Origin of the sequence: Caballeronia sp. PC1 (genome assembly GCF_021353155.1) — a bacterium.
Taxonomy (GTDB): domain Bacteria; phylum Pseudomonadota; class Gammaproteobacteria; order Burkholderiales; family Burkholderiaceae; genus Caballeronia; species Caballeronia cordobensis.
The window spans coordinates 903,546-915,283 of the sequence record NZ_JAJUBH010000001.1 but is presented as its reverse complement, the minus strand read 5'-3'; the positions used below and the strand labels follow the sequence as shown (position 1 = coordinate 915,283).

Genomic DNA, 11,738 nt, shown 5'->3' with positions numbered 1-11,738 from the left:
CGCAAATTTCGTACCTTTTGCGTAGGCGGCAGGTGCGAACGATCCCCTCCGGCGCGTTGCACGCCGGTTCCTTCGAGCGTCGCGGCCGATGCTAACGGCCGTACCGCGACCGACTTCCGGTCACGAAGCGCCGTGCTGCGCTTCCGACTGCGCGCGCTGCGTCTGCGCCTGACCCTGCCCCTGCGCGATGTGACGGCTCGCTTCCTTGTGCTGCGCGACGAGCGTATCGAGCCGGTCCTGCGCGAAGCGCGGACCGTCGTCACGTGCGAAGACAGGCGTAGCGAGCGTCGCCGTGAGAACGGCGACTATGGCGAAAGGCGTTCTTTTCATGATTCACCCCGCGTTTTTCCATGCGCGGCATTCCCCATTGCAGCCGCCCGACTAGCATCGCACATCGACGCCGAAGCCGCCCGGCGCGCGTCGCATCGACCCTTCGCATCCCTCGTCTTTCCGCCAAAATCCAGCGCGGCCCCGCATGCGCCGCGCTTTGCACCATGCGCGTGCTTGCGGTCCGCGCCCGGATTGCCTATTCCTTAGTTCGAGACACGGCGTTGCGTACTCCGCGCCGACGCGCCTGCAAGACCACGGAGACCCGCGCTCATGAACCTCGCCATCTTCTTCGACGGCACGTGGAACGAGCCCAACGACCGCACCAACGCCTATCTGCTCTACAAGCTCGCACCCGAGACCGACCAGCAGGAAACCTTCTACGTGGCCGGCGTCGGCACGCAAGGCCAAGGGCTGTTTGCGCTTGCCAACAAATTTCTGGGCGGCGCATTCGGCGACGGCCTGAGCGAGAACATCAAAAGCGGCTATGCATGGCTGTGTCAGCGCTACCAGCCCGATGCGAAGATCTTCATCTTCGGCTTCAGCCGCGGCGCGTACTCCGCGCGCAGCCTCGCCGGGCTGATCCGCAAATGCGGACTCGCCAAAGACTGGAGCGCGCAGTCGATCGATCAGGCTTACGGCATCTATCGCGACAAGGACGTCGGGCCGTCGGATCAATCGGTCGTGGACTTTCGTAAGCAGTTCACGCGCGAAGTGGATGTGGAGTTCATCGGCGTGTGGGATACGGTCGGCGATCTCGGCATTCCGCTCGATGGCCTGCCCGTGCCCGGATTTTCGAGCTACTACAAATTCCACGACACGACGCTCTCGAACAGCACGAAGGCGGCTTATCACGCGGTCGCGGCGAATGAATTCCGCTCGCTCTACAAGCCGACGTTGTGGACGCCCGGCGCCGACGTGCGCGGCAGCCATCTGCCGCTCGAACAGCGCTGGTTCGCGGGCGCGCATGCGAACGTGGGCGGCGGCTATGTGACGCCGCCGCGCACGCCCGAAGATCTGTTGCCGCTCATTCCCGCCGAGTGGCTTCGTCAAAAGGCGGCGGACACGGGACTTACGATCGACGGGCCGATCACGATTCCGCCGCAGGCGTTCCAGTCGCAGCCGATCGACTCGTACGCCGAATTCACCGCGCATCATCCTTTCCTGCAGATGGTGTGCGAGAAAAAGCCGCGCGTGGCGGGCACGGCGATCAACGAGACGATCGACCCGAGCCTGCTTGCGCGCCTCGAAGCGCCCGGCTTTCTCGACATGTATCCGGAACTCGTCGCGCAATTGAAGGCGCTGCCGATTGGAAAATAACTCAGGCATCCGAATCATTTGCCGGATTGTGTGCGCATGCACGCACACGCTGTGCGATCGCGACGCCTAGAATTCAGCTACAAACGTTTGCGCTGCAAACGCATCGCGTCGTGAGACGCATAGTTTCGATAACCGGCCGCGAACAACGACAACACGACGCGCGCGGCCGGCAAGCACGTCCGCCCGCAGCCTGCGCTTCGCCCGGACATGGGAGACCGGCATGAGCGTACCTACGACCCCGGAATTCGCCGGGCATCCGAGCGGCGACGTCGATGACCCTACGAACGCCGACGACTTGAGCGACGGTCAGCCCGGCCCGCGCGCGGAAGCGGACATTGCCAAGTGCGAAGCGCTCATCTCGCATGCGGCCGAGACCGGCGCGCGCCTCGACAAGGCCGATGTCGATGCGGTGCGCGGCGCGCGATCCGCCTTCGATCAGGGCATCTGGAGCCGCGCGATCGGCAGCGCGTTTTACGGCGCGATGAGCCGCATCGCGGCATCGGTGCAATATCCTGGAAGACGCATCGTCGACGATCTCGATCACTGCCGCGACATGGTTTCCTATGGCGCGCAAAACGGCAAACCGCTCGACGAGCGCGACGTCGAAGCGATGTCGAAAGCGCGCGCCGCACAGCAGGACCATACGTGGAATCCGGAAATCGAGAGCGCGTTTTACGCGGCGATGAGCCGCATCGCGCATGCCGTGACGCCGGTCGTCGCGGAAACGGCGGGAGACGAAGCGCGGCGCGGCGCGCGGCGCGCGATCCGCATCTACACGCATTCGGCGATCGCGCTGACACTGCTCGTCGTGTCGCTTTCGTGTCTGCTGTTCGTTGCCAATCAGGTATCGACCGATATCGCCGCGGTCGTCAAGGCGAACGATGCCGCCGCGCTCACGCTGCACAATCAGTTGCAGGCTCACGCGGTCGCTATCGCCGATGCGGACAAAAAGAAGGACGCGCTCGCCATCATCGCGCTGCAGAACTCGCAGCCCGCATTGCAGATCAAGGAAGCGTTGCAGAGCTTCGCGACCAACAACCGGCAGCTTTTCGCCGATGTGTCGCGCATCAGCGCATTCACGACGAGTCTCGGTCTGGGAGCAATTCGTAGTCCGTATAAAGCGCCCTGCGATGCCGAAGAAAACGTGCTCAATTTCCAGGGTGCGTATCGCACGTCGCATTCGCCGAAATACTACAGCGGCAAAGTGGAGAGCGGCGACTGGCAGTGCAATCCGGATGTCGCGCGCAAAGTGCTGGAGATCACGCTGCCGCTGCTCGCCAAGCCCAACGCCGAACCGGGCGCCGCCAATCCGCCGACCGATCTCGACGCGGTCGCGCAAGGCTTTCAGAAGATCGCGGTGTATCAGGACATCCGCGCGATGGCGCTCTATGCCAATGACATCATCCTGTCGATCGTCGGCGCGGTGACGGGTTTTCTGTTGCCGGTGCTCTACGCGTGGCTCGGCGCGTGCGCGGCAATCCTGCGTCAGCTTTCCGCCGACTCGGCGGCGAACACGTTCCATCCTGAGCATTCGAAGGTCGCGAATCGCGCGCATGTGACGAGCGCGATCATCGTCGGCATTTCGATCGGGCTTTTCAGCAAGCTGCTCGAAGGCGGCAAGGATGTGTCGCCGCTGGCGATCGCGTTTGTCGCGGGCTATGCGTCGGACAAGTTCTTCTTTTTCGTCGACCGGCTCGTCGGGGCGATGTTTCCGCCACGCGGCGATCCGCCCGCCCATATCACGCGCAACGACGGCGGCGCCCCACGCGCGTCTCGTGCCGTCGCGCCCGCTGCGAAGACCGCGCTGCCTGGCAATCCGCCGCCTAGCGTCTGAGCGTGCGCTTGTTCATGTCACCCGGCTAGCTTTCGTCGAGCTCGAATTCGACGCTCGGATAGTCCTGCAGCCGGCCGCTCACTTCGGCTTCGCGCTCGCTCGTGAAAAGGCCGTCGAGATAGTCGAACGACAGCTTGCCGACGAGCGCCTTCAGCGCAAGTTCGGGGCTGCGCCTGGGCTCGGTCGCGAGATCCCCTGAATCCAGGCGCGCACAGAATTGCCCGTTCTTCGATTCCATCGCGCCGATGTCGATCACCTTGCCATCGACGTTCTGCGCGAGCACGCGGTCTTCGACGGCAAACAGCCTGAACGGTCGTTCGAAGCTTTCCTTACCTCTCTCATCGCTCATGGTGCGGTTCTCCGCGCATTTACATCGATAAAGCCGTGCAGCAAGGCCCGCGCCCGGCGCGTGTGCAATGCAGCATCGAGATGCCTTTCCTGCGCGCGCCGCGCCGTCCTACAGTGACCATCATCGGCCCAACGACAGGAGCAGTCATCGTGAATGGAAACTTGAGCGGCAAAGTCGCGGTCATCACGGGCGCGAGCCGCGGACTCGGACGCAACGCCGCGCTGAAACTCGCACAGCAAGGCGCGGGCGTGATCGGCACTTACCAGCACAACGCGCAAGCCGCGCAATCGCTCGTCGACGATATCGCCCAGGCCGGCGGCAAGGCGGCCGTGCTGCAACTCGACGTCGCGCGATGCGACACCTTCGCGGCGTTCGGCGACGCGCTCTGCAAGACGCTCGAAACGACCTTCGAGCGCGAGAATTTCGATTTTCTGGTGAACAACGCGGGCATCGGCATTCACGCGCTCTTCGCCGAAACGACGCCCGAGCAGTTCGACGAACTCGTGAACATCCAGTTGAAGGGGCCGTTCTTTCTGACGCAGACGCTGCTGCCGTATCTGCACGAGGAAGGCGCGATCCTGAACGTCTCGAGCGGACTCACGCGCTTCGCGCTGCCGGGCTTCGCGGCCTATGCCGTGATGAAAGGCGGAATCGAAGTGCTCACGCGCTATCTCGCGAAGGAACTCGGGCCGCACGGCATTACGGTCAACACCATCGCGCCGGGCGCGATCGAAACGGACTTCGGCGGCGGCGTGGTGCGCGACGATCACGACACGAACCGGTTCATCGCGGATAACACGGCGCTCGGGCGCGCGGGCGTGCCGGACGATATCGGCGGCGCGATCGCGGCGATGCTTTCGGACGGCAATCGATGGATGACGGCGCAGCGCGTCGAGGTGTCGGGCGGCATGTTCATCTGACGCGCCCTCTTCGCCCCGCGCGCGCAAAAAAAAAACCGGACGCCGCGGCGTCCGGTTTTTTGCATGCAGCATGCGTAATGCTTGATGCATTACGCCGCGTCGCTTACACGTCGCTTAGAAGCGGTGGATGATACCCACGCCCGCCGCGAACATGCTGCGCGATGCCGACGGCGCGCTCTGGAAGCCGTCGCCGATCGTCGCGATCGCAGCACCCTGAACCGGGCGCGTCGTCGCGCCGTTGCTCGGGTAGAACAGCGTATTGCCGTTCGCGCGCTGGAACGCTTCCAGTGCGTACAGACCCGTGCGCTTCGAGAGCGAGTAGTACTGGGACAGGTTGAACTGATGGTAAGAAGCCGCGTCGTTGATGCCGTTCGACTTGCTTGCCCACGTGTAGCTGTAGCCTGCCGCGAAGTCCCATGCCGACGTCGCCTTCCAGTGCAGCACCGTGCCGGCCGTGTTGAACACGGCTTCGTCGGTGAAGCCGGAGTTGATGCCCGGGATGTACTGAACGTTCGTGTACGTGACCGAGATATCCCACGCGCTGTTGAACTGGTAGCCGCCCGCGACTGCGAAGCGTTGCTGAGCCTGCGCGCGCTGATAACCCGCGGTCACAGCCGACACGCCCGGCTGGCCCGAGCCGTCCGTCGCCGCCGTGTTGTTGACCGTCGTCGACTGGCCGCTGTAGATGCCGCCGCCGTTAGCCGCGTTGTTGATGCGCGAGAACGCCACCGCACCGCCGATCGGGCCTTGCTGATACTGGAGCGCAGCCGACCACGTCGAGCCCTGGTACACGCTGTCGGGCACGCCCGCGAACGAGTACGAGCCGCTCACCGTGAAGCCGTAGAGCTTCGGCGACGTATACACCACCGAGTTGTTCGCGCGGTAGATCGTGTCCAGGCCGTCCAGATCGCCCGGGTGCGCGCCGAAGTAGCCGGTCAGCCAGTTCGTCGGGCTATACGGCGAGAGCAGCGTGTAGTACGAGGTGTACTGGCGGCCCAGGGTCAGCGTACCGTAGCCGGGGTTCGTGAGACCGACCCATGCCTGGCGGCCGAACATCGCGTTGGAGAACTGCTGGCCGCCGCTGTTGATGTCGAAGCCCGATTCCAACTGGAAGATCGCCTTGTTGCCACCGCCCAGGTCCTCAGCGCCCTTCAGGCCGAAACGGCTGCCCGCCCAGATGCCCGACGCCATCTTGACGTTCGAGCGGCCCGGCTGCGTGCGGTTCAGGTTCGTCTGGCTGTTCTGATAGACGATCGAATCGTCGACGATACCGTACAGCGTGACGCTGCTTTGCGCGAACGCCGGCGCCGCGGCTGCGAACGCCGTGGCTGCGACGATGGCGACCTTGGTCATCGTGAAACCCTTCATTTTTTCTCCTCAAGCGGTGGGCAATTACTTCCGGGCGAGTCTTGGAACCGGTGCCGCCGTGGCGACTTCGTATTGTTTCAACTCGTAACTTTTGTCGCTCGCAAGTGTATGGCTTACAGCCGCAATGGGAAAGAAAGACGCATCTTTGTGTCGTTTTTTTTCACTGTCTGGTTAACCAGTATTTTCCGGCATGCAGATATTGGGCAATCCGTCACGAAACTGACGGTGAGCTGACAAGAACGGGGCGTATGAGCGGCTGGAAAAGCCGCCGCGGAATCGCCCGCAGGCTTATCGCGCAAGGGTTACGCGAAGATTGCCCCGCCTGGCGTGGCGTGAGGAAACGAGGATGAAGGCTGGAATCCGCCCAGACCGGCGGCCGCTTTTCAGAACGATGAAAAACGCCGGCGCATCGAAAGGTTTTCGCAAGAAAACCTTTCGATGCGCCGGCGTCAAAACAGGCTGCGCCCGGAGGCGGCGCGAAGCGTCAATGCTCGATCTTCGAGCGCAGTTCGCGTGCGGTTTCGAGCAGCCCTTCGTAGCCCGAGCGGGCATGCGAGGGCAGATCCGGGTCGCCGACGAGGGTGCCGAGCGTCTCGATGATGCTGTAGAGAATGCCCTTCGCCGCGCCCGCCGCCATCTTGCCCGCGGCATAGGATTCGTCGACGTGGGAGATGGCCGCATCGAACTGTTCGACCTCGGGATGCGCGTCTCCGATCTCCGGTGCGTCGTCGCGCGGGTCGGTCGGGTCGCTGTTCATGATGAGGGTCCTCCTTACGTGGTGTCTGCCTTCTGTATAACGCGACGGCGCGACGGGCGCAAATAGCGGTTTGCCGCAGTCGTCAGGACGCGGGCAGGTCCTGCACCGGCTGGATGAAATGCACGCGCCGCGTCTCGCCCGCGCCCTTCCCCGCGCCATGCGGCACGCCGCGCTCCATCAGCAGCGCGCGCAATTCGTTGATGACCGGAAAGACCTCGTGGTTGTGGTCCGCGCCCTGCCTGTCGTGCGCCTCCTGCTCGCGCTCGACGATCCAGCGATCCTCCTTGAAGATGCGCTCGGTAAACCAGACGAGCAGCGGCCACGCGGCGTCGAGCAGGCCCGGAATCTTCGGGCGCTTGATCGACAAGAGACCGAACGTGCGGTTCGTGCGCTGTTCAGCGTCGAGCGGCACGTAGGCGATCCACAGGTCCATCACCATCGTGTCGTCTTTCGTGCGGATCTTGAGTGTCTGATACGGGTATTCGGTGCGGATCGTCATCACGTCCTTGTGGCCGTCGTCGGGCTTCGAGCCGCGCTTCTGACCAAAGACGAGCGCCTCGCCGATCGGCTGCTTGCCCGCCTCGCGCGCGAACGTGTAATCGACCTCGATCCAGTCGTCGCCGCGCCGTCTGCCGAGCGAGCGCGCGCGCATGTTGCCCATCTGCCGCCGATGCAGGAACTGATGGTTCATGTCCATCAGATTCTCGTGCATGAAGGTGTAGTGGCACTTCACTTCCTGGCCGAAGCGCCGCGTCTTGTACGCGGGATCGCTGGCGGAGACGAGGTCGGGGAATTTCGCGGTCGCGGCGAGCGCCGGGTCGCCCGTGAAGACGAAGACGAGCCCGCCCGCCTCGCGGCACGGATAGGCGCGCACGCCGTTGGGCAGCCGTTCGCGGCCGAGATAGGGAATGTCCGTGCAGCGGCCGGTGCAGTCGTACGTCCAGCCGTGATAGCAGCAGCGGATCGATTCGCCGTCGACGACGCCCGCCGAGAGCGGCACCTGCCGATGCGCGCAGCGGTCTTCCAGCGCGAACACGCTGCCCGATGCGGTGCGCACGAGCACGATCGGGTCGCCCGCAAAGCGCACGGCGTGCGCGTGCCCGGTCTTGACCTCGCGCGACCACGCGAGCGGATACCAATGATCCGGATGAATGTCGATGCGGCGCAGATCGCGCGGCGGCCTCGTCGGGGTATCGATGGAACCGGCTTCCTGCTCGCCCTGCGGCAACGCTGCGTGCATGTACGACGCCTCCGCTAAAAAGGAGATCGGATGGAGCGCCGCGTTCACCTGCGGCGCAATGAACGACCATTCGCAGTCTACACGGCGTCGAACAATTCGGCGCGCGGCGAATTGCCGGGGAATGTGCGCATCCGCGCGGGCGTCATGCTCGCTCTCCGAGATGCGCGTGCAGATGATCGATCAGCGCGCGCACTTTCGGCGGCAGAAAGCGGTTGGGCGGATACAGCAGCCAGACCGGCCCCCGATACGCGCGCGCCTGCAATTCCCAGTCCGCGAGCACCGGCTGCACGCGGCCCGCGGCGAGCGCGTCGCGGGCCGCGAAATCCGGCAGCGTGGCGATGCCGAGCCCGCCCTCGGCCGCCTCTAGCCGCGCGCCCGCGTGATTGGCGAGATAGCGCCCGCGCACGGCGACCGTCACCGTCTCGCCGTCGCGCACGAAGCGCCAGCGGTTGTCGTCGGCGGTTTCGCCCAGCGGGATGCAGGCGTGCTGCGCGAGCTCGCGCGGATGCGCCGGCGCGCCATGCTCGCGCAGATAGACCGCCGAGGCGCACAGCAGCCAGCGCACGCGTCCGAGTTGCCGCGCGGCGAGCCCTTGCGGCGGGTCGCTCGTCGCGCGAATGACGAGATCGACATCGCTGTCGAGCGGATCGATGTCGTGATCGGCGAAGACGAGCTGCAGGTCGACATCCGGATACGCCGCAAGAAACGCCGGCACGAGCGGATGAATGACCGATTTCGCATAGGCGGTCGGCGCCGAGAGCGCGACGCGGCCCTGCGGCTTGCCCGACGACTGCCCGGCGGCATCGACCGCGCCGGATGCGGCGGCCGCCATGTCGCGGCAATGCCGATACACCTGATAGCCCGATTCGGTGACGCGGATCTTGCGCGTCGAGCGTTCGAGCAGCCGCGTGGCGAGCGCCTCCTCGAGACGCTTGATGCGCCGGCTGACGGTCGATGGCGTGCTGCCGAGCTGGCGCGCCGCGACCGAAAAATTGCCCGTATCGACGACGCGCGCGAACACGGCCATGTCGGGCATCAGGTCGAAGAGATCGGCGGAATTCATTCGGGCTTTTATGCGTTATCGACAACAAGGCTGTGCGTCGCGACCCGATTATCGCGCCGGCTGCATCATTCGACAATGGCGGCTTCCCGCTCCCGGAGCCGCACAATGACCGCCCGACGCCTCCTCCCTCTCTCCGATCTGCTGCTCTTCGCCGTCGCGATGGTGTGGGGCAGCAGCTACGGCATCGTCAAGAGCGCGCTCGCGTTCTATCCGGTGCTGGCGCTGCTCGCCCTGCGCTTCGGCATCACGTTCTGTCTGCTGGCCGTGAACCTGCGGCATCTGCGGCACGCCAATGCGGCGGCGCTGCGCGGCGTGCTCGTTCTGGGTTGTCTGCTGCTGTCGATCTTTCTCGCCGAAACCTTCGGCGTGCTCCACACGCGCGCCGCGAACGCCGCGTTTCTCATCAGCCTGTGCGTGGTGCTGACGCCGCTCGTCGAATGGGCGCTGCTCAAGCGCCGTCCGGCCGCGGCCGAGTGGCTCGCGGTCGGCGTGTCGCTGGCGGGCGCGTGGCTGCTCGCAGGCGACGGCGCCCTGTCCTTCGACTTCAATCTCGGCGATGGCCTGATTCTCGCCGCCGCCGTGCTGCGCGCATTCGCGGTCTGCGTGACCAAGCGCGTGCTGCGCGCGACGCCCCTGCCCGCGCTCACCGTGACGGCCGTGCAGGCGGGCGTCGTGGCGTCGGGCAGCGCGGCGCTCGCCTTGCTGTTCGCGCCGTCGCAATGGCAGCCCTTGCCCGCGCTCGCCGGACACGGCGTCTTCTGGGCTTCGGTGCTGTATCTCGTCGGCGCCTGCACGCTCTTCGCCTTCTTCGCGCAAAACTATGCGATCGGACGCAGCAGTCCCACACGCGTCTCGCTTCTGATGGGCAGCGAGCCCGCGTTCGGCGCGCTCTTCGCGAGCGTATGGCTCGGCGAGCATGTGTCGATGACGGGCTGGATCGGCGGCGGCATGATCGTCGCGGCTTCGCTGATGGCGACCGCGCCCTGGCGCAGCCTCTTCGCGGCGCGTCCGAGCGAAGCCTGAGCCCGCGCCGGCTTACGCGTTCTTCTCGAACACGACGCTGAAGTTATTGGCCGGCATCGCGACCGTTTCGACGAGCGTGAAGCCGGCCGTCTTTGCCAGCGCTTCGACGGCTTCCATGTCGCGCACGCCCCAGCGCGGATCGCTCGCGCGCAATTGCTGATCGAACGCCTCGTTGCTCGGTGCGGTATGCGCCCCGTTGCGCCGGTACGGCCCGTACATGAACAGCACGCCCCCCGCGCTCAGGCGCACGCCCGCGCCGCGAAAGAGCGCTTCGGCCGCTTCCCACGGCGCGATGTGGATCATGTTGATGCACACGATGGCCGCCGCTTCGGCGATGCCCCAATCCTCGTTCGTCACGTCGAGCGCGAGCGGCGCGTTCAGATTGACGAGCCCCGCGTGAGCGCGCCATGCGGCGATGGAATCGCGCGCGCCGGCATCCGGATCGCTCGGCTGCCACACGATGCCCGGCAACGCCTGCGCGCAGTGAACGGCGTGCTGCCCGGTGCCGCTCGCGATTTCCAGCACGACACCGCCAGGCGGCAGCACGCGCGCAAGGACCGACAGGATCGCATCGCGATTGCGCTCGGCCGCGGGCGCGCGGCGGCGCACGGCGGATTCGGGATGCGGCGTGTCGCCGTCGGAGTGGGATGCAACGGGAGGCACTCGATTCATAAAGCGATGGCGCATGCGCGCGGTAGCAAAGTCGTATCGAGCCTAAATGGACCCGCAGCGAAGCGTCAAGCGCGCTTTCCTGACGATGGCGAGCGCGCGGGAGGCGTGGCGCGATTCGTGCTGCATTGCCGCGCTTAAAAGCGCGGCCCGCGAGCAAACCTGTGTATGCTCCGGGTTGATCCCGCGTCCGCATTCGCATTTTGCATGCACGCACGATGCATTCTGAATGCCAAATCGAATGCCGCCCGAATGCGTCGCGCACGCATGCATCGCGATCGACATGGAGTAAACGAACATGCAGCACGACTCGAACCAGAATCCACCGAAGCAATCGAACGACGGCCCCGACGACGACATGATCGCCTTCGCGAGCCAGGTGTTCGATGTCGCGCGCCGCGGCGACGCCGCGATGCTCGAAGCGCTCCTCGCCAAGGGCTTGCCGCCCAACCTGCGCAACGACAAGGGCGACAGTCTCGTGATGCTCGCGAGCTACCACGGCCACGCGGACGCCGTGCGCGTGCTGCTCGAACACGAAGCCGATCCGAACCTGCGCAACGACAATGGCCAGACGCCGATCGCGGGTGCCGCGTTCAAGGGTTTCGCGGAGGTGATCCGGACGCTGCTCGATCACGGCGCGGATGTCGAAGGCGCATCGCCCGACGGCCGCACGGCGCTGATGATCGCGGCGATGTTCAACCGCGTCGAGATCGTCGACTTGCTGATCGCGCGCGGCGCCGATCCCGATGCGCGCGATGCCGGCGGCTTTTCCGCGCGCGACGCCGCCGCGAAAATGGGCGCAGCGGATACGCCCGCGCAACTCGCGAAAGCGTCCGATGCGCGCACGCCGAAGGCGTGATGACGGACG

12 protein-coding genes are annotated in these 11,738 nt (G+C 65.4%); 5 read left to right on the top strand and 7 right to left on the bottom strand.

Annotation, left to right across the window (positions count from 1 at the left end):
- Positions 1 to 120: 120 nt before the first annotated feature.
- Complete coding sequence (locus LY284_RS04395) at positions 121 to 330, bottom strand: hypothetical protein (protein ID WP_041730434.1); 210 nt, start codon at positions 328 to 330, stop codon at positions 121 to 123.
- A 270-nt stretch (positions 331 to 600) separates the two neighbouring features.
- Here LY284_RS04395 and LY284_RS04390 point away from each other — a divergent pair, with 270 nt between their 5' ends.
- The gene (locus tag LY284_RS04390; protein ID WP_014191522.1) at positions 601 to 1,647 is read left to right on the top strand and encodes a DUF2235 domain-containing protein; all 1,047 of its coding nucleotides are present in this window, start codon (positions 601 to 603) and stop codon (positions 1,645 to 1,647) included.
- Between the two features lie 220 nt (positions 1,648 to 1,867).
- The gene (locus LY284_RS04385) at positions 1,868 to 3,481 is read left to right on the top strand and encodes a hypothetical protein (RefSeq protein WP_014191523.1); all 1,614 of its coding nucleotides are present in this window, start codon (positions 1,868 to 1,870) and stop codon (positions 3,479 to 3,481) included.
- 25 nt (positions 3,482 to 3,506) lie between these two features.
- Here LY284_RS04385 and LY284_RS04380 read toward each other — a convergent pair whose 3' ends face one another.
- Positions 3,507 to 3,830, bottom strand: coding sequence for a hypothetical protein (locus tag LY284_RS04380; RefSeq protein ID WP_233384644.1), 324 nt, complete (start codon positions 3,828 to 3,830; stop codon positions 3,507 to 3,509).
- A gap of 161 nt (positions 3,831 to 3,991) precedes the next feature.
- Here LY284_RS04380 and LY284_RS04375 point away from each other — a divergent pair, with 161 nt between their 5' ends.
- Positions 3,992 to 4,750: an SDR family NAD(P)-dependent oxidoreductase gene (locus LY284_RS04375; protein ID WP_014191525.1), complete on the top strand. Its 759-nt coding sequence runs from the start codon at positions 3,992 to 3,994 to the stop codon at positions 4,748 to 4,750.
- A gap of 114 nt (positions 4,751 to 4,864) precedes the next feature.
- Here LY284_RS04375 and LY284_RS04370 read toward each other — a convergent pair whose 3' ends face one another.
- The 4 genes from LY284_RS04370 to LY284_RS04355 all read right to left on the bottom strand — a co-directional run bounded on the left by LY284_RS04370 (position 4,865) and on the right by LY284_RS04355 (position 9,178).
- Complete coding sequence (locus tag LY284_RS04370; protein WP_014191526.1) at positions 4,865 to 6,118, bottom strand: porin; 1,254 nt, start codon at positions 6,116 to 6,118, stop codon at positions 4,865 to 4,867.
- Positions 6,119 to 6,602: 484 nt separating this feature from the next.
- Positions 6,603 to 6,875, bottom strand: coding sequence for a hypothetical protein (locus tag LY284_RS04365; protein WP_014191527.1), 273 nt, complete (start codon positions 6,873 to 6,875; stop codon positions 6,603 to 6,605).
- Positions 6,876 to 6,957: 82 nt separating this feature from the next.
- Positions 6,958 to 8,115: an aromatic ring-hydroxylating dioxygenase subunit alpha gene (locus tag LY284_RS04360; RefSeq protein WP_014191528.1), complete on the bottom strand. Its 1,158-nt coding sequence runs from the start codon at positions 8,113 to 8,115 to the stop codon at positions 6,958 to 6,960.
- A gap of 142 nt (positions 8,116 to 8,257) precedes the next feature.
- Positions 8,258 to 9,178, bottom strand: a complete 921-nt coding sequence (locus tag LY284_RS04355; protein WP_014191529.1) for a LysR family transcriptional regulator — start codon at positions 9,176 to 9,178, stop codon at positions 8,258 to 8,260.
- Between the two features lie 105 nt (positions 9,179 to 9,283).
- Here LY284_RS04355 and LY284_RS04350 point away from each other — a divergent pair, with 105 nt between their 5' ends.
- Entirely contained in the window at positions 9,284 to 10,201 is a 918-nt protein-coding gene (locus LY284_RS04350; RefSeq protein WP_014191530.1) for a DMT family transporter, read from the top strand.
- A gap of 12 nt (positions 10,202 to 10,213) precedes the next feature.
- Here the strand turns inward: LY284_RS04350 and LY284_RS04345 are convergent, their stop codons facing one another.
- Positions 10,214 to 10,873 (bottom strand): DUF938 domain-containing protein, encoded by a 660-nt coding sequence (locus LY284_RS04345; RefSeq protein WP_014191531.1) that lies wholly within the window; start codon positions 10,871 to 10,873, stop codon positions 10,214 to 10,216.
- 355 nt (positions 10,874 to 11,228) lie between these two features.
- Between LY284_RS04345 and LY284_RS04340 the strand changes: the two genes are divergently transcribed.
- A complete protein-coding gene (locus tag LY284_RS04340) occupies positions 11,229 to 11,729 on the top strand; it encodes an ankyrin repeat domain-containing protein (protein ID WP_374730278.1) in 501 nt (166 codons plus the stop codon).
- Positions 11,730 to 11,738: the final 9 nt, after the last annotated feature.